The organism is Saccharothrix hoggarensis (genome assembly GCF_042678885.1).
Taxonomy (GTDB): Bacteria; Actinomycetota; Actinomycetes; order Mycobacteriales; family Pseudonocardiaceae; genus Actinosynnema; species Actinosynnema hoggarensis.
Map to the genome: position 1 here is coordinate 1 of NZ_JBHTLK010000023.1, position 17,227 is coordinate 17,227.

General features: G+C 70.1%; 19 protein-coding genes. 10 read left to right on the forward strand and 9 right to left on the reverse strand.

The window, feature by feature from the left end:
* The first annotated feature begins 106 nt into the window (after nt 1-106).
* Nucleotides 107-370 (forward strand): GlsB/YeaQ/YmgE family stress response membrane protein, encoded by a 264-nt coding sequence (locus ACFQ3T_RS07350; RefSeq protein WP_380721539.1) that lies wholly within the window; start codon nt 107-109, stop codon nt 368-370.
* Between the two features lie 133 nt (nt 371-503).
* Here ACFQ3T_RS07350 and ACFQ3T_RS07355 read toward each other — a convergent pair whose 3' ends face one another.
* The 7 genes from ACFQ3T_RS07355 to ACFQ3T_RS07385 form a co-directional block, all read right to left on the reverse strand.
* Nucleotides 504-1,304 (reverse strand): maleate cis-trans isomerase family protein, encoded by an 801-nt coding sequence (locus ACFQ3T_RS07355; protein WP_380721542.1) that lies wholly within the window; start codon nt 1,302-1,304, stop codon nt 504-506.
* Between the two features lie 22 nt (nt 1,305-1,326).
* Nucleotides 1,327-2,001, reverse strand: coding sequence for a transglutaminase-like domain-containing protein (locus ACFQ3T_RS07360; protein ID WP_380721545.1), 675 nt, complete (start codon nt 1,999-2,001; stop codon nt 1,327-1,329).
* A complete protein-coding gene (locus tag ACFQ3T_RS07365; protein WP_380721548.1) occupies nt 1,994-3,151 on the reverse strand; it encodes an acyl-CoA dehydrogenase family protein in 1,158 nt (385 codons plus the stop codon). Before ACFQ3T_RS07365 ends, ACFQ3T_RS07360 begins: the two co-directional genes overlap by 8 nt.
* A gap of 70 nt (nt 3,152-3,221) precedes the next feature.
* Nucleotides 3,222-3,596, reverse strand: coding sequence for an ectoine synthase (locus ACFQ3T_RS07370; RefSeq protein ID WP_380721551.1), 375 nt, complete (start codon nt 3,594-3,596; stop codon nt 3,222-3,224).
* Between the two features lie 48 nt (nt 3,597-3,644).
* Nucleotides 3,645-3,902, reverse strand: a complete 258-nt coding sequence (locus ACFQ3T_RS07375) for an acyl carrier protein (RefSeq protein WP_380721554.1) — start codon at nt 3,900-3,902, stop codon at nt 3,645-3,647.
* Nucleotides 3,902-5,371, reverse strand: coding sequence for an AMP-binding protein (locus ACFQ3T_RS07380; RefSeq protein WP_380721557.1), 1,470 nt, complete (start codon nt 5,369-5,371; stop codon nt 3,902-3,904). Before ACFQ3T_RS07380 ends, ACFQ3T_RS07375 begins: the two co-directional genes overlap by 1 nt.
* A 320-nt stretch (nt 5,372-5,691) precedes the next feature.
* Nucleotides 5,692-6,144, reverse strand: coding sequence for a MarR family winged helix-turn-helix transcriptional regulator (locus tag ACFQ3T_RS07385; protein WP_380721560.1), 453 nt, complete (start codon nt 6,142-6,144; stop codon nt 5,692-5,694).
* Between the two features lie 423 nt (nt 6,145-6,567).
* Here ACFQ3T_RS07385 and ACFQ3T_RS07390 point away from each other — a divergent pair, with 423 nt between their 5' ends.
* The 7 genes from ACFQ3T_RS07390 (at nt 6,568) to ACFQ3T_RS07420 (ending at nt 11,781) form a co-directional block, all read left to right on the forward strand.
* The gene (locus ACFQ3T_RS07390; RefSeq protein ID WP_380721563.1) at nt 6,568-7,149 is read left to right on the forward strand and encodes a DsbA family oxidoreductase; all 582 of its coding nucleotides are present in this window, start codon (nt 6,568-6,570) and stop codon (nt 7,147-7,149) included.
* Between the two features lie 18 nt (nt 7,150-7,167).
* Nucleotides 7,168-7,491: a DMT family transporter gene (locus tag ACFQ3T_RS07395; protein ID WP_380721566.1), complete on the forward strand. Its 324-nt coding sequence runs from the start codon at nt 7,168-7,170 to the stop codon at nt 7,489-7,491.
* 55 nt (nt 7,492-7,546) lie between these two features.
* Entirely contained in the window at nt 7,547-7,948 is a 402-nt protein-coding gene (locus ACFQ3T_RS07400) for a DMT family transporter (protein ID WP_380721569.1), read from the forward strand.
* Complete coding sequence (locus ACFQ3T_RS07405; RefSeq protein WP_380721572.1) at nt 7,948-8,409, forward strand: nucleoside deaminase; 462 nt, start codon at nt 7,948-7,950, stop codon at nt 8,407-8,409. The genes ACFQ3T_RS07400 and ACFQ3T_RS07405 overlap by 1 nt, the downstream gene beginning before the upstream one ends.
* A gap of 207 nt (nt 8,410-8,616) precedes the next feature.
* Nucleotides 8,617-9,858 carry a serine hydrolase domain-containing protein gene (locus ACFQ3T_RS07410; protein WP_380721575.1) on the forward strand — a complete coding sequence of 414 codons (1,242 nt, stop codon included), beginning with the start codon at nt 8,617-8,619 and terminating at the stop codon, nt 9,856-9,858.
* Nucleotides 9,859-9,938: 80 nt separating this feature from the next.
* The gene (locus ACFQ3T_RS07415; protein WP_380721578.1) at nt 9,939-10,622 is read left to right on the forward strand and encodes a response regulator transcription factor; all 684 of its coding nucleotides are present in this window, start codon (nt 9,939-9,941) and stop codon (nt 10,620-10,622) included.
* Nucleotides 10,615-11,781 carry a sensor histidine kinase gene (locus tag ACFQ3T_RS07420; protein ID WP_380721581.1) on the forward strand — a complete coding sequence of 389 codons (1,167 nt, stop codon included), beginning with the start codon at nt 10,615-10,617 and terminating at the stop codon, nt 11,779-11,781. Before ACFQ3T_RS07415 ends, ACFQ3T_RS07420 begins: the two co-directional genes overlap by 8 nt.
* Here the strand turns inward: ACFQ3T_RS07420 and ACFQ3T_RS07425 are convergent.
* Nucleotides 11,718-12,377 carry a VanZ family protein gene (locus ACFQ3T_RS07425; protein WP_380721584.1) on the reverse strand — a complete coding sequence of 220 codons (660 nt, stop codon included), beginning with the start codon at nt 12,375-12,377 and terminating at the stop codon, nt 11,718-11,720. The genes ACFQ3T_RS07420 and ACFQ3T_RS07425 overlap by 64 nt on opposite strands.
* Before the next feature lie 983 nt (nt 12,378-13,360).
* Between ACFQ3T_RS07425 and ACFQ3T_RS07430 the strand changes: the two genes are divergently transcribed.
* The gene (locus ACFQ3T_RS07430) at nt 13,361-15,595 is read left to right on the forward strand and encodes a rhamnogalacturonan lyase family protein (protein ID WP_380721587.1); all 2,235 of its coding nucleotides are present in this window, start codon (nt 13,361-13,363) and stop codon (nt 15,593-15,595) included.
* Between the two features lie 381 nt (nt 15,596-15,976).
* On the opposite strand, the gene ACFQ3T_RS07435 is transcribed toward ACFQ3T_RS07430, so the two are convergent.
* On the reverse strand, nt 15,977-16,399 hold the full coding sequence (locus ACFQ3T_RS07435; protein ID WP_380721590.1) for a hypothetical protein: 423 nt from the start codon (nt 16,397-16,399) through the stop codon (nt 15,977-15,979).
* A gap of 612 nt (nt 16,400-17,011) precedes the next feature.
* On the opposite strand from ACFQ3T_RS07435, the gene ACFQ3T_RS07440 reads away from it, so the two are divergent.
* Nucleotides 17,012-17,170: a hypothetical protein gene (locus ACFQ3T_RS07440; RefSeq protein WP_380721593.1), complete on the forward strand. Its 159-nt coding sequence runs from the start codon at nt 17,012-17,014 to the stop codon at nt 17,168-17,170.
* The last annotated feature ends 57 nt before the right edge of the window (nt 17,171-17,227 follow it).

Consider the following 17,227-nt stretch of genomic DNA (forward strand, 5'->3'; position numbering starts at 1 on the left):
CACCCGGTCCCTGACCGCCTACGACCACTGACCGACTTACGCATTACTCGTCTAGGCCGATCGGGTAGCCCGGTGTCGGAAGATCATCGACTTATCGGGAGGCGACGTGATCGGGTTCATCGTCGCCGGGCTGGTCATCGGCGCGCTCGCCCGACTGATCAAGCCCGGCAAGCAGAACCTCGGCATCGTGGCGACACTGCTGCTCGGCCTGGTCGGTTCCGTCATCGGCGGCACCATCGCCAACCTGCTCGGCACGGGTGACATCTTCGAGCTGAACGTGCTGGGCTTCATCCTCGCGGTGATCGCCTCGGTGCTGCTCATCGGCGTAGCGGAAGCCATCGCCGGCCGCCGCCGCACCACCGTGCGCTAACGCCCACCACAACGCCGAACGCCCCGCCGGGTTTCGCCGGCGGGGCGTTCGCGTGGACGGCCGCGGTCGTCAGCGCCATGCCGCGGGGACGCCCTGCGCCGATGACGCAGGGCGTCCGGACACGGGCGACGGCTCAGTTCGGCGCAACGGCGAACAAGCGGCCATAGGTGGTGATCTCCGGCAGCACGTCCGTGGCCCCCGCGAGGTGGAGGGCGTGCCAGAGCAGCACCTGGTTGGCGGTCAGGACCGCGAAACCGCAGTCCCGCTCCAGCGCGTCGATCACGCCGACCGCGCGGATGCCGTTGCCGGCCACGAGGACCGCGTCCGGCTCGGCCTTCGCCACCGTGGTGCGGACCCAGTCGGTCAGGGCTTCCGGCGTGATCAGCTTCTGGTTGCTCGGCAGGCCGCACGGGCCGTGCTGGACGACCTCGAAACCGTGCTCGCCGAAGTAGTCCGCACCGAGGTCGGACAGCTCGTCGTCGAACCACGGCGGGTTGACGATCGCGACGCGGCGCGCGCCGAGCGCGGCGAAGCCCGCCACCGCCGCCCTGGTGGTGCCGGTGATCGGCAACCCGCGCGTGTGGCCGCTCAGGCGGTCGAACAGGTCCTTCTCCCCCGCCGCGCCGAGGACGTACGCCGAGCTGGTGAAGCCGAGCGCGATCACGTCGAGCGGCGCGGCGGCGAGCAGCTCCACCGCCGTGTCGACGTGCGGCGGCTCGACGAACGCCCGGACCGGCGCGTGCGGGATCTTCCGGTCCATCTCGCCCCCGGCGCGCATCGCGCCGAAGTGGACGCGGGAGCCGTGGATGACGACGCCGCGCGGGGCGAGGGCCTGCAGTTCGGATTCCGGCCCGACGTCGGCGTGGGGCACGACCACGCCGATCCGGGCGCGGGCGGCCCACCCGTCAGCGGGGACCGGGGTGGGTTCGGCCATGGCGATGTCCTCCTTCCAGGGGTCACCTGGCGGCCTCGGCGGCGAGGGAACCACCGGAAACGGTGCCCGTGCCGTCCGGGTCCAGGAAGTCGGGGTGGTTGGTCCGCATCTGGTCCATCACGAACTCGTACGGCAGGTCGTCGAACCCGCCGTGGTCGACCAGGAACTCCATGCTCTTGCGCCCGTCCTCGTCGAACGGGTGGTAGAGGCTGTCGGTGACGCCGTCGAACTCGAGCGGCTTGAGCCCGTACAGCTTGCACAGCAACCCGTTGAACACCGGCGTCGCCTTGACCCACTGCCCGTCGAGGTGGACGGCGGCCAGCCCGTGGAAGAAGACGTCACCGCCGATGTGCTTGCGCAGCCGGTCGGACGCCAGGTGGTTGCGGACCTTGCCGTAGTGCAACCGCGCCGGGATGCCGACCGCACGGCAGCACGCCGCGTAGAGCACCGACTTGTGCAGGCAGAAGCCCTGCTTGCGGGTGGCGACGTGGCTGGCCTTCAGCCCGTCGCGGGACAGGTCCGCGCCGTAGACCTCGTAGAAGACGTCGTCCCGGACCGCGTAGTACAGCGCGATCGCGAGGTCCCGCTTGTCCGCGCCGCGGTCGGGGACCACGCCGTCGACGAACTCCCGCACGGGCGTGGACTCGTAGTCCAGGAACTCCGTGGGCGCGGTCAGCCGCGCGAGATCGTCATGCACCGTGCCCTCCTCGGGGAGCCGTGGGACGGAGGCCGAGCAGCGACGCGATCCGGTTGCGCTGCACCTCGTTCGTCCCGGAGTAGATCGTCCCGCCGACCGCGTTGCGCACGTCCGCCTCGACGCCCGTGCCGGTGAGGTACCCGGCGCCGCCGAAGACCTGGACCGCGTCCAGCGCGGTGCGCAGGTTCGCCTCGCTCACCACCGTCTTGGTGGCGGCGACGTCGATCGCGGCGTCCTGGCCGGCCTCGACCTTGGCGCCGGTGTCGTACAGCCACTTCCGGGCCGTCTCCACCGCGATCTTCATGTCGGCGATCTTGTGGCTGACGGCCTGGAATCCGCCGATCGGTTGGCCGAACTGCGTGCGCGTCCTGGCCTGCCGCACGCACCGCTCCAGTCGGTGCGTCATCTCGCCGAGGGTGATCGAGAACGAGAGCAGGATCTCCCGCTTCATGATGTGGTCGAGGATGAGGAAGCCCGCGCCCTCCTGGCCGACGCGTCGGCTCACGGGCACCCGCACGCCGTCGAGCGTGACCGCGCCGAGCGGCGAGGTGCGCAGGCCCATCTTGTCGAGCGGCTCGCCGATGCGCAGGCCCGGCGTGTCGCGGTCGACGAGGAAGCAGCTCAGCCCGAACGGACCGGGCTCGCCGGTGCGGACGTAGAGCAGGATCAGGTCCGCGACCGGCGCGTTCGTGATGAACATCTTCTCGCCGTCGAGGACGTAGTCGTCGCCGTCCCGGCGGGCGGTCGTGGCGATGCCGGTGGCGTCCGAGCCATTTGTCGGCTCGGTGATCGCGTGCGCGGTGATCACCTCACCGGAGATGATCTTCGGCAGGTGGGCCGACCTCAGTCCCTCGTCGCCGAACGCCTGCAGGACCAGGCCCACGCTGACGATCTGCGTCGACGTCGAGAAGTTGAGGCCCGCGTCCCGGCTGGTGTAGCCGAGCCCTTCCAGCGCCCGCATGGTCTCGGTGAGCGAGTGGCCGCGGCCGCCGTACCGCCGCTCGAACGGGACGGCGAGGATGCCGCTGCGCCGGATCGCTTTCCACTTCTCCCACGGGAACTCGCCGCGGGCGTCCCACGCCGCGGTGTCGAGGTTGAGGTCCTCGGCCCAGTCGGCGACGGTGGCGAACGTGTCGGAGGTTGCAGTCATGGTGAGTCATTCCCTCGCTGGCGCCGTGGGTGGGGGCCGCCCGACCGGCGCGGCCCCCACCGTGAACGGATCAGTACTGGGAGAACCCGTCCTCGGATAACGCGTGCTTCTCGTCGCCCCGCAGCGGCGGGTTGAACACCGAGATGAGCCGCAGGTCCTCGTCGTCGGAGGCGACGAGGTAGTGCGCGTCGTGCTTGTCGAGGGCGTACAGGGTGCCCTCGACGATCTTGTGACGTTCCCCGTCGGCGGTGACGACCTCGCCGGAACCACCGATGCAGTAGCAGGCCTCCAGGTGACGGCGGTACTGCAGGGCGCTGGTCGTGCCCTGGCGCACCAACGTCTCGCAGACGGTGAAGCCCATGCCGTCGGACTCGGTGAGCAGGCGGTGGCTGGTGCCGTTGCCCCACTCGACCGGGGCGATCTCGTCGTAGCTGCGGACGATCACGTGGTCTCTCCTAGTTGAATGGGTTCGGGAAGTGCACACGTCTCCCGGTCAGACCGACGCGGCGGCGGTCGTCTGCCGGATGAAGGAGCAGATGTGCTCGATGTCGCGGAAGTTCGACGGCTCGAGCGGGATGTCGTCGACGGGAATGGCGTGGTTCTTGCTGATGTGCGAGATCAGTCGGACGAGGCCCAGGCTGTCGACGACGCCGTTCTCGATGAGGTCGAAGTCGTCGGTAAGGTCGGGGACGTCCTCGCCGGACAGGAACTCGGAGACGATGTAGTCGCGGATCTGGGCTTCCAAGTCCATCAGTCAGCGCCCTTCATGACGGTTTCCTTGATGAGCTTGCGATCCGGCTTGCCGGTGGACGTGCGGGGCAGCCGCGCGTCGCCGACGCGGATCGTGGACGGGATGGCGTGGCGCGGCAGCGTCCTCGCGCCGTGGCCGCGCAACTTGAGCGAGGTCAGCCCGGAGCCCGGCTTCCGCTCGACCTCCGCGTGCAGGCGGTGCCCCGCGGCGTCGTCGGGGACGGCGACGACCGCGGCCGCCTCGACCTCGGGGTGGGCCGCCAGCACGGCCTCGACCTCCAGCACGTTCGTGCGGATGCCGCGCACCTTCACCTGGAAGTCACGGCGTCCTTCCAGGACGAACACGCCGTCGGCGTCGCGGGTCGCCAGGTCGCCGGTCCGGTAGAACGGTCCGCCGACGCCGTTCGGAGCCGGGCGGAACGCCTTGTCGTTGAGCGCGCTCCGCAAGTACCCGGTGGTCTGGAACGGTGTCCGGACCAGCAGCTCGCCCGTCCCCGGCCCTTCGACGAGGGCGCCGTCGCCGTCGACGAGCACCGCGTCCACGCCGTCGATCGGCCTGCCGATGGGGATTCGCGGTCCGGCGGTCGCCGGGTCGACCTCGTGGATGAAGCTGTCGTTGGTCTCCGTGCAGCCGAACACGTTGTACAGCCGGGCTTCCGGGAACGCGCGGGCGACGCGGGGCAGGAGCCGCTGGGGCAGCGCCTCGCCGGTGAAGACGACGGTCCGGGTCGGGAAGGTCGCGTTGTCGTCCTCGGTGAGCAGTTGGTAGAGCAGCGGCACACCTTGGACGAACGTGACGCCGTGGTCGGCGACCAGGCGGCGCAGTCGCTTGCCGTCCGCGCCCGCGGCCGGGTCCACGAGGACGACCCGGCCGCCCAGGCGCAGGAAGACCCACACGTCGAGCAGCGACAAGTCGAAGTTGAACGGTGCATAGCTGAGCGAGACGTCGCCGGCCGTCAGGGCGAACTGCTTCGTCGCCCAGTCCGCGAAGTCGTCGAAAGCGGACTCGGGGACGGGCACGATCTTCGGCGTCCCGGTCGAGCCGGACGTGGTGAACATGATCCTGGTCCGGCTCGGGTCGACGGGGTCGAAGCCCTCGGGCGCGGCGCCGTCGACCACCGTCGACATCGGACGCCCGTCGGCGCCCACCGTGAGGACGTGCGAGCACCGTGCCTGTTCGCAGATCGCCCGGAGGGCGGTGGGGCCCAGTTCGGACGACGGCACGAGGACACTGGCGCCCACCGTGAAGCAGGCGATCAGCAACGCGATGGTCTCGACCGACTTGTGCGCGGGAACGCACACCGGCCGTTCAGGGGTCACGCCGAGCGCGGTCAGGTCGGCCGCGTACCGCTCGGCGAGCCCGGACAACCCGCCATACGTCAATTCCCGGTCCCCGCAGACCAGTGCGACCGACTGGGAACTGTTCACCGCGTGTTCGGCGAGGTGACCGAGCAAACGCGACGAAGGCACGATTCCTCCTCGGAGCAAGCAGTGCCGCAGAAAGGTTGGACTACCTGAGCGAGGGACCGGCGCCCGCGGCGCCGAAAGGTCGCGTTTCCGCTGAAGCGGCAAGGGTTCGCCCCGGCTGATCTCTCAGCGGTCCCGACCGTCCTGTCGCTGCGCCTCGTAAATTAGCCGGCGACAGATGCACGGTCAAGCAACTAACTTCGGTTCCGATTCGGATCACAGATCACGACGGCGGGTTGCGTCGAGTGGCGGACCGGATTCCTGCTCCGACTATTCCACGTCACTGCTGCGAAAGGACGATGCCGGGCGTGTGACGCCGCCGATCAGGTGGCGCTGCGGATCGCCTGGACGAGCCGGGCGAGCTCCTGGTCGGCGCCGGCCGTGTTCAACGCCGAGCTGAGCACCTCGGCGTAGGTGGCCCGTGCCGCGGTGTGCAACTGCCTGCCCTCGTCGGTGATGACGGCGTAGACGCCGCGCTTGTCGTCGGGGCAGAGGTCCCGCCGGGCGAAGCCGAGGGCGTCCAGCCGGGCGACCAGGCGGGTCACCGAGCTCTGCCCCAGGCCGATCCGGTCGGCGAGCTCCTGCATCCGCCACTCCCCCGCCGCGGACTTCGACAGCTCCGCCAGTGCCCGGTACTCCGACAGACCGACGCCGTGGCGCCGCTGCATGGCCTGCGCCAGTTGGCGTTCGACGAGGACGTGCAGGGTCAGCACCCTGCTCCAGGCGACCTGGTCGGAGGCGGCGGCCTCGGTGGTCTGACGGGGTGCGGCGCTCATCTCGTCACCTGCGCTTCGGGATCGGGCAGCCAAGTCCATGAGTGAGCAACATTCTAGACCCGGGCTGGCTTGTCGCGGGGCAAGCATGCTGGTACATACACGTGATCACGGTCGACTCTACCGGCTGATCGCCCAGGGCCGACACCTCACGATCCTCGCTTCCCACCTCTGAGCGGGTTTCCACGCCGGGGGTGCTCCGTCCGGGGCACGTTCCGGCCGTCACTCCGGAGCAGCTTCCATGTCCAAGCATGGACCTTTCACGCGTGACGGGATCGGCGAGCCAGCCTCGTCGAGGATGAATGCGCTGGTGACAGGGGGGATGTACTACGTCTCGGTGACGGCCGCATGAGGGACTTGACGGGACCATGCAGATGCATGCAAATATTTAGCCGGTATCCCCTCGTGTGGATCGGGAGAGGAGACATGAACCCACCCGAGGTCGTCGTCTACTTCGACTACGTGTGTCCCTACTGCCTGCTCGCGGAGGACGTCATCGAGACGGCCGCCGCCGAGGCGGGCGCCACGGTCACCTGGCGGCCCTACGAGCTGCGGCCCCATCCGAACCCCACCCTGCGCCCGGAGGACGACTACCTGCCCCGGGTCTGGCGGACCTCGGTCTACCCGATGGCCGAGCGGCTCGGGGTGCCGATCAAGCTGCCGACCGTGTCGCCGCAGCCCTACACGCACCTGCCGTTCGAGGGCTCGTTGTTCGCCGAGGAGCACGGTCGGGCGAAGGAGTACCACCAGGCGGTGCTGCGGGCGTTCTTCCAGCACGACCGCGACATCGGCCAACCCGAGGTGCTCAAGGAGATCGCCGCCGAGGTGCGGCTCGACGCCGACGAGTTCGCCGCCGCGCTGGCCGAGCGCCGGTACGCCGAGCGGCACCAGGCCCGGTTGGCCGAGGCACGGGCGGTGAACGTGCGAGCCGTCCCGACGATCGTCATCGGCTCGCACCGCGTCGAGGGCGTGCCGAGCCTCGATGAACTGCGCAAAGCGCTGAGCTAGAACGGAAAGGAAAGCGAGATGCACTGGGTCTACCTGGCGATCGCCACCGTCTTCGAGATCGCCTTCGCGCTGTGCGCCAACGCCGCCAAGGGCTTCACCCGCCTGTGGCCGTCCATCCTCACGCTCGTCATCGGCGCGCTCGGCACGTTCTTCCTGAGCCTGGCGCTCATCACGCTGGACGTCGGCGTGGGCTACGCGATCTGGACCGGCCTCGGCTCCGTCGGCATCGTGCTGCTCGGCACGCTGCTGTTCAAGGAGCGCCTCGACTGGCGCAAGGTCGTCGGCATCGCCGTCGTCATCGTCGGCGTGGTGGGGCTGGAACTGTCCGGCGCGGCTGTCTGACCGGACGCGCCCCCTGGAACCTGGCACGGAGACCATCGCAAAGGAAGCGCACGAGATGACCACCTCGACCCAACCCGGCACGACCCGACACGAGGACACCACCGCCGCGAGCCGCCGCGCCTGGATCATCCTGTTGATCGCGGGCCTGGTCGAGATCGGCTACGCGGTGAGCGTCGGCGGCAGCAAGGGCTTCACCGACCTGAACTGGTCGATCGCCGCCGCGGTGTTCTTCTTCCTGACCGTCTTCACGCTCAGCCTGGCGTTGAAGAACATCGACGTCGGCATCGGCTACGCCGTCTGGACCGGCATCGGCTCCTCCGGCGCGGCCGTCGTCAGCGCGTTCCTGCTCGACCAGGCCCTCACCCCGGTGCGCGTCTTCTGGCTGGCGGTGATCATCGGCGGTGTCGTGTGGCTGAAGCTGGCCTCCAGCCCGAAGCACTCCTCGGGCCAGGCGTGATGACCGGCCTGGACGCCGACCGGATCGCCGGCCACATGCGGGACGCCGTCGGTATCGCGCTGGCGGAGGTCGAGCGCGGCGGCATCCCGTTCGCGGGGGTGGTCCTCCACCCCACCGCCGGGGTCCTCGGCACCGGGGTGAACCGCGTGCTGGTCGAGCGCGACCCCACCGCGCACGCCGAGATCGTGGCGCTGCGCGCGGCGGCGAAGGCGGGACCGGCGCTGGTGGCCGAGTCCGTGCTGCTGGCCTCGGGCGAGCCCTGCGGGATGTGCTACCGGGCCGCGTTCGACCACGGCATCGACACCGTCTACTACGCGGTCGGCGCCGACGAGGCGGCGCGGTACGGCTTCGACTACCGCGCCTCCTACCGCGGCCTCGACCGCGGCGGCCGGACCGTCGAGCCGTGCCGGGTCGAGGGATCGCTCGACCCGTTCACGGCCTGGGCGCGACGCGCCGGTTGACGACACCGCGAGGGGCACGGCCGCGAGGTCGTGCCCCCAGTCGTTCGTCCAGCGCGGCAGAGTTCATGACGTCGGAATTCCACGTGCCAGGTCGGGCATATCGCGGACGTATCGGAAATCGCATACGCCACGGCAACGGCCTTGCGCCTTCACTGAAGGCGTGAACCGCATTGGGTCGGTTCACCTCTCGGAGAAAGGGCCGTGACCATGAATTCCGATTCCGCACGTGGTGTCGACCGGCGAAGGGTGCTCGGGTGGGGCGGGCTGGCCGCCGGCGTGGCGGCCGGCGCGCCGCTCGTGGGCTCCCTGCCAGGTCACGCCACCCCGTCCGAGCGCGACCGGGTGATCCCGCCCGACACCCGACCCGGCGGGGCCTACGACCGGTACGTCGCGGAGTTGGCGGCGCAGGACAAGTTCTCCGGCGTGGTGCACCTGTCGTACCGGGGCCGCACGGTGTTGTCCCGCGCTTACGGCATGGCCGACCGGGAAAAGGGAATCCGCAACCACGAGAACACCGCGTTCAACCTCTCCTCGGCGAGCCAGCCGTTCCTCGCCGTGGCCGTCCTGCGACTGGTGCAGCAGGGCAGGCTGGCGCTGTCGGACGCGGTGGGCAGGCACCTGACGGGCTTCACCCGGGAGATCGCCGAGCGGGTGACCGTCCACCACCTGCTCACCAGCACCTCCGGGTTGGACGCCCCCATGCCGGACTGGCACCGCGTCTTCCACAGCGAGGAGGAGGTGCACGCGCACCACGAGCAGTGGACCAGGCAGGCGGAGCTGGTGGCGGTCCCCGGCTCGAACGACAACGGCCACCGCCCCGGCGGCGGCGCCGGTCTGGCCATCGCCGCGCAGGTCGTGGAGGCCGTGTCCGGCATGACGTTCTGGGACTACGTCCACCAGCACGTCTTCGGGCGCAGCGGCATGACCGGCTCGGCGTACTACACCCGGCGGCAGTGGCTCACCGACGAGCGCATCGCGCACCCGTACATGCTCCAGGCCGACGGCAGCCGGGTGGACGCCGTCCGCAACCTCGACAAGGGCAGCGTGAGCCCGCACATCACGGGACGGAACCCGGCCCGCGGTTTCATCGGCCACGCCTCGGGCGACGGCTTCGTCACCGCTCCAGACCTGGTCCGGTTCGCGAACGCGCTGCGTGACGGCACGGTGTTGGCCCGGCCTTACGCCGACCTGTTCGCCGGCGCGAAGCTCCCCGGCCACGAGCCCACGTCGTACGCGGGGTACACGATGCCGGTCAAGGTCGTCGGCGACCAGTGGATGATCGGGCGGGGCGGCGGGGCCGGCGGCATCGGCGCCAACTGGAGCATCTACCCGGACACCGGCTGGGTCGGCGTCATCCTCAGCAACTACGACGACATCCCGCTGGTGGAGATCGGCGTGCGGGAGACCAAGGCCATCACCGGCGTGACGCTCGACCCGGGTGGCGGCTGACGCGGGGTCGGTCACCGCGCCGTGGTGGGACGCACGGCGTGCATACGGCGGCGATATGCCGCACCGCTTAGCTTGCGGGTATGCGCGTGCTGATCGTGGAGGACGAGCCCTACCTGGCCGAAGCCGTCCGGGACGGCCTGCGGCTGGAGGCGATCGCCGCCGACGTCGCGGGCGACGGCGACACCGCCCTGGAACTGCTCAGCGTCAACTCCTACGACCTCGCGGTCCTCGACCGCGACATCCCCGGCCCTTCCGGCGACGAGGTCGCCCGGCGCATCGTCGCGTCCGGCAGCGGCATGCCGATCCTCATGCTCACCGCCGCCGACCGGATCGACGACAAGGCCTCCGGGTTCGAACTCGGCGCCGACGACTACCTCACCAAGCCGTTCGACCTGCGGGAACTCGTCCTGCGGCTGCGCGCGCTCGACCGCAGGCGCGCCCACAACAGGCCACCCGTGCGCGAGATCGCGGGCCTGCGACTGGACCCCTTCCGCCGCGAGGTCTTCCGCGACGGGCGCTACGTCGCGCTCACCCGCAAGCAGTTCGCCGTGCTGGAAGTCCTCGTCGCCGCCGAAGGCGGGGTCGTCAGCGCCGAAGAGCTGCTGGAACGGGCGTGGGACGAGAACGCCGACCCGCTCACCAACGCCGTCCGCATCACCGTCTCGGCCCTGCGCAAACGGCTCGGCGAACCGTGGCTCATCGTCACGGTGCCCGGCGTGGGCTACCGCATCGACGCCGGACGTGCGGGAGCGGACCGTGCCTAGGCAGCCCGGTCCGAGCGTCCGGCTCAAGCTCACCCTCAGCTACGCCGGGTTCCTCATGCTCGCGGGCATCCTGCTGCTCGCCGCCGTGGTGGTCTTCTACCTGTGGGGCCTGCCGGACGACGCGATCCACGTCACCGGCACCTTCCTGATCAACCGCTCCGGCCTCGTGCGCGCCTTCGCGCCGTTCATCGTCGTCGTGCTGGCGTTCCTGCTGGTGTTCGGGCTCGTCGGCGGGTGGCTCCTCGCCGGCCGCATGCTCACCCCGCTGACCGCCATCGCGGACGCCGCGCGCCGGGCCGGGAACGGGTCGCTCTCCCACCGCGTCCGGCTGCCGGGCCGCAGCGACGAGTTCCGCGAGCTCGCCGACGCCTTCGACGCCATGCTCGCGCGGCTCGAAGCACACGTCGCCGAACAGCAGCGGTTCGCCGCGAACGCGTCCCACGAGCTGCGCACCCCGCTGGCGATCTCGAAGACGCTCCTCGACCTCGCCCGCGACGACCCCACGCGGGACCGGGGCGAACTCGTCGAACGCCTCCGCACCGTGAACGCCCGCGCGATCGACCTCACCGAAGCCCTCCTGCTGCTCAGCCGCAGCGACCGCCGGAGCTTCACCCGCGAGCCCGTCGACCTCTCCCTCCTCGCCGAGGAAGCCGCCGAGACGCTGCTCCCCCTCGCCGAACAACGCGCGATCACGCTCGACGTCACAGGTGAGCCGACGCGGGCCGTCGGCTCCGCGGCGCTCATGCTGCGGATGGTCACGAACCTCGTGCAGAACGCGATCGTCCACAACCTCCCCGCTGGCGGCGTCGTCACCGTCCACACCGAACAGCGGCACGACGTGAGCGTGCTGCGGGTGGAGAACACCGGCCACCCGGTCGCCCCGGAACTGGTGCCGACGCTCACCGAGCCGTTCCAACGCACGACCGAACGCGCGCGCACCGACGAGCACGCCGGCGTCGGCCTCGGACTGGCCATCGTGCACAGCATCGTCCGCGCGCACGACGGAACCCTCGACCTCACGCCACGTCCCGCCGGCGGTCTCGTCGTCACGGTGCGGCTCCCCGGCGCCCCGCGGCCACCTCGTGGACGCGCGGATCAGCCCGCCGCCACCACCGGCGGCCGGTCCGACGACGCCTCCGCCGCGGCGCGCCACCAGTGACGTGACGCCATCCCGGCCAGCACCGCGCCGGCGGCGTTGACCAGCACGTCGTCCACAGAGGAGACCCGGTCCAGCCGCAGGACGTACTGCGCGGTCTCGACCAGCACCGAGCAGCCGGCCCCGAGCGCCAGGACGCGCGGCAGGGACGTCAACACCGCGAACCGGATCGGGGCGAAGAACCCCAGCGCCGCGAAGATCATCAGGTTGCCGACGATCCCGACCGGCCCCATCGTGACCAGGTCGCGCAGCGGGACCAGGCTCACCCGACCGGGGACGACACCGGCCCCCTCCCCCGGCATCAGGGTCAACCACACGAACGGCACCGTCCCGTGAACCATGCCCACCTCGGCCAACGACAGCCGCCACGCCGAGGCCACACCGGCCGCCCGCCGCCGCCTCGCCAGCGCCCACGCCACCAGGACGGCCAACGGCACCGTGGCCAGCATCGTGAACAACACGCCGTTGCCCGTGTCGAGACACCCGTGCACCCGCCCGGCGAGGCACGTCGGTGCGGCCATCAGGAGCGGCCGACGCAGCGCGAACAGGACCCCCGCCAGGCCGAGGATCGCGAGGCTCAGCAGCACGATCCTGCGCACTCGGCGAGGCGGTGCGGACGGGGACGCGTCGCGGTTCATGGCTCCATCCAAGATGGCGGACCGTTGCGGTGGCGTATGCGGTTTCGGATACGTCCGCGATACACGGCAAGCCGGCTGCCTCCGGCCGTGCCGCGTTCGCCGCCTGCCACCCCCGTTCGACCTCCGATCCAGAATGGACGGTCGGCCCGGCGCAGGCACTGCCACGAGCGGCGGGCGACCCGCCTCGGGCGCCCGGCGAACAGGTGGCGCACGTCCCGCCGAACCCGCCCGACAGCGAGTCGCCTCCACGACGTCAGGGACACGACGCCCCCTCAAGTTGCCGGACCTCGGCCCGGCGACGCCACCTCCTGCCGGACCCGGGGACGGGCCCGACAAGGACGTCGGCCCGCTGTCCGCCATTCGGTCCCCGAACTCGTCCTTGCGGTCGAGCCACGACTCCACCCGGGCTGCGCGGCCTGGGTGCCGCGGGCGTCGGACCCACCCGAAAACATTCCGCCGAGCCTGTTGACACCGGCACGGCGGCGTTCGTACGGTCTACCCCAGCAGCGTTGGCGCCCGAACGTCATAGGCGCCAACGGCATCGCTCGATCACCGAAGCCACCTGAATGACCTCGCGGCTGAAGTGATCACCAGCTGGATAGCGCTTTCCAACATCCGCCCGACCAATTGAATCGTTTCACACGCGACCCGGCGTCATCCCCGCGGCCTCGCCGGCCACGGGATGCGCCCAGGCGTTTCTGGGAGCGTTCCCAGACTGCGACGAAGGAGCAACGGTGCTCACCGACTTTGTTCAGGGACAGCCTATCGCCGTGACGACCTCACGACGCAGGGACCGCTGGATCGGCTGGTAACGCCGCAGCGGCACGGTGTCCCCCACCGGCTCGTCGCGCTCGGCCGGTCGGCCCAAGTGGTCCGCCGACACCGCCACCGGCCCGCGCACCGGCTCCCTGATGTCATCCGATTCACCCTGTTGGAGGTTCGTCATGCTCAGAAACAGGCGGCGCGCCGCGCTGCTCGCTGTCGGCGTCGCCCTGACCGTCACCGGGAGCGGTGTCGTCATCGCCCCCGCTTCGGCGGCTCCGACCCGTTACGAGGCGGAGAGCTCGCCGGCCACCTGCGCCGGTGTCATCGAGTCCAACCACACCGGATACTCCGGCAGCGGGTTCTGCAACGCCGACAACGCGGTCGGGGCCGCCGCGCAGTTCACCGTCACGGCGGCCGCGGCGGGCACCACGACGATCGGCATCCGGTACGCCAACGGCGGGACCGGCAACCGGCCCGCCGACGTGCTGGTCAACGGCGCGGTCGCGCACCCCGGCACCGCGTTCGACCCCACCGGCGCCTGGACCACGTGGGTCACGAAGACGCTGACCGTCCCGGTGAACGCCGGCACGAACACGATCCGGTTGAGCCCCACCACGGCGGACGGGCTGCCGAACGTCGACTACCTCGAGACCGACGTCGCGGACAACCCGCCTACCGGCAAGCAGATGGAGGACCTCGACCGGGGTCTGGTCAGCGTGCGGTCCGGCACCGGCAACCTGGTCTCGTGGCGGCTGCTCGGGAACGAGTCCGGCTCGACCGGGTTCAACGTCTACCGGGGCACGACGAAGCTGAACCCCACCCCGATCACGAACTCCACCAACTACCTGGACGCGGGGGCCGCCGGGGACGCCTCGTACACGGTCCGCGCGGTCGTGGGCGGGGTGGAGCAGGCGCCGTCCGGACCGTCACTGCGCTTCACCGGCGGTAACTACCTGGACGTGCCCATCTCCCGGCCCGGCAGCACCTACACGGCCGGTGACGCGAGCGTCGGCGACGCGGACGGCGACGGCCAGTACGAGATCTTCCTCAAGTGGGATCCCAGCGACCAGAAGGACAACTCGCAGTCCGGCTACACCAGCAACGTCTACATCGACGCCTACAAGCTCAACGGACAGCGGCTGTGGCGCGTCAACCTCGGCCGCAACATCCGCGCCGGCGCGCACTACACCCAGTTCCAGGTGTACGACTACGACGGCGACGGCCGGGCCGAGATGGCGGTCAGGACCGGTGACGGCACGGTGTCCGGCACGGGTCAGGTGATCGGCAACGGCAGCGCCGACCACCGCAACTCCGGCGGTCACATCATCACCGGACCCGAGTACCTGACCGTGTTCAACGGGTTCACCGGCGCCGCCATGTCCACGGTGCCCTTCGACCCCGCCCGCGGCAACATCTGCGACTGGGGCGACTGCAACGGCAACCGTGGCGACCGGTTCCTGGCCGGCACGGCGTACCTCGACGGCCAGCGCCCCAGCATCATCATGGGCCGCGGCTACTACGCGAAGAGCGCGATCGCCGCGTGGGACTTCCGCAACGGGCAGCTCACCCGGCGCTGGAAGTTCGACTCCAGCTCCGCCGGCAGCCAGTGGGGCGGCCGCGGCACGCACTCGCTGTCCATCGCGGACGTCGACGGCAACGGCACCGACGAGATCATCTACGGCGGCATGACGATCAACTCCAACGGCACCGGCCGGTACACCACCAGCTTCTACGCGCACGGTGACGCCCTGCACGTGGGCGACTTCCTCCCCAGCCGCCCCGGCAAGGAGATCTGGCAGATCCACGAGCAGAGCTCCGGAGCCGCCGCGACCCTGCGGGACGCCAACAGCGGCGCCACCATCATGCAGAAGAACAACACGTGCAGCTGCGAGGGTCCCGCTCGCGGCGCGGCCGGCGACGTGTACGCCGGGAACCCCGGCGCCGAGTTCTGGGGCCGGGGCACCGGGCTGACCAGCCTGTTCAACGGCACCGGCGGCAACGTCGGGCGCACGCCGTCCAGCGCGAACTTCCTCGCCTGGTGGGACGCCGACCCGGTGCGGGAACTGCTGGACGGCAACCACGTCGACAAGTACGGCACCAGCGCGGACACCCGACTGCTCACCGGCACCGGAGCGCACTCCATCAACGGCACCAAGTCGACCCCCGCGCTGTCCGGCGACCTGTTCGGCGACTGGCGTGAGGAAGTCATCCTGCCGCGCGACGACAACGCCGCACTGCGCATCTACGCCACCAGCACGCAGACCGACCGGCGAATCCACACCCTCATGCACGACGCCCAGTACCGCGTGGCCATCGCGTGGCAGAACACCGCCTACAACCAGCCGCCGCACCCGAGCTTCTTCCTCGGTGGCGGCATGAGCACCCCGCCCCAGCCGAACATCCACCTCCGCTGAACCCGATCCGCGGGGGGCCGGTCAACCAGGCCGGCCCCCCGCGGACCACGCCACCCGCACCGGGCGTGCGAACCCATCCCGCCACCACCGACCGACTCGGTCACCGACTCCGGACCGCACCCCTGGCCTTCCCGGGATCTGAGCACGTCGAACTCGCACCCCGGGCGCGTCCGGGTCGTGCCGAACCCACGTCCCCGCACATCGGCTTTCCGGTGCGCGGGGACGTGGCGACCACGTCCTGAGCCGACGTCGCATTCCAGCGAGATGTGCCGCTGCTCAACACCAGACGGTGCCGACGATCTTGTGTCGGCATTCCCCAGCCGGTTCACCCGGTTACGCGGAGCGCAACACTCCTGTCAACGGGCGTCCTTGCCAACGAAGTCAGTTGTGGGGGTTGTCGCGGTAAGTCATGCCGCTGCAGTTGGTGGAGCACACCGTGATACCGAAGTCGTTGATCTTCCGGTTGGTGGGGCCCCAGTGCGTGGCGCCACGGTAGGGGTCGGATTCACAGCCGCCCGCGTCCTCCCGGGATCCGACCTGGGTGAAGTGGGCGTCGCCGTTGTAACGCACGTGGAACCGGATGACCGCGCGAACTCCGTCACCCGGACAACGGTCGTTGATGTAGATGCTGTTGATGTTGACGTAGAAGGGGGAAGTGAAGTCCGCGTACACCGAGCCGTAGGCACCACCGTCGGGAGAAGTGGCGCTGAGAGCGCCGTCCACCGCGGCCGAGGTCCCAGGGTTCGCCAGAATCGCGGCCCCGGTCACCGCCAGAGCACCAAGAACCGCTTTGAGCTTGTGCATGATCGAAGAACTCCCTCGTGTACGAGACTCTGCCGTGAGAAATACCGAATCCGGTTCCACCTGTTCGGCACCAGGGAGCAGATCGACCGTTTGCGACACAACGTTACGTCGCGGCATGTCGATCAGCCGCTGCCGGCCTTTCCGCCTGACGTAGCGTGACAAACCTCAACGCCAAATGGGTGAATATTCCGCGTTGATCAAGCCTTGTGCCATTTGACCCCACGTTGGTCGAGCATGCGAACCGCGTTCCGCCGCCATTCGGGGGCACCGCGCGTCTCATCGGGCGGTCCGCAGCGCTCCAGTCGCGATCAGCCTGGTTCCCGATCACCGCGACCAGACTGCTCGGCGGCGGCACGGCCAACGCCGCGATCGGCGTCGGCGGCAAACGGCGCCGGGCGGAAGGCCGGCGACAGCCTCGCCCTCAGACCGCCCGAGGCCCGCCGGCGTCCGCATCGTGAACCTGTCCGGACTCTTGGCCGACCTGCTCCACGACCACCCCCACCGCGCGGTTCGTGTTCACCTAAAGTCCACAAGCCGAGTGGGCCGTGACAGCGTGATTTTACTCTGACACGATGAGTGACCGAACGGCATACCCGGACACAAGGAGCCAGCTTGAACGACGACACCATGGTCGGCCCTGGTGCTCACGAAGTGACCGCGACCGAATCCGCCGCCCGAGGTGAAGTCGCGGAGGCACAGGTGTTCGCCCTACTGGCCATCGCGTCCGCCATCAATCGCCTGGCCGACGCCGTCGAGAGCCGCGGAGTCTGAGCAGCCTTGGCCTGCCGCCCCGTATGCGACGGCAGGGCGGCATCTCGGCCACTTGCA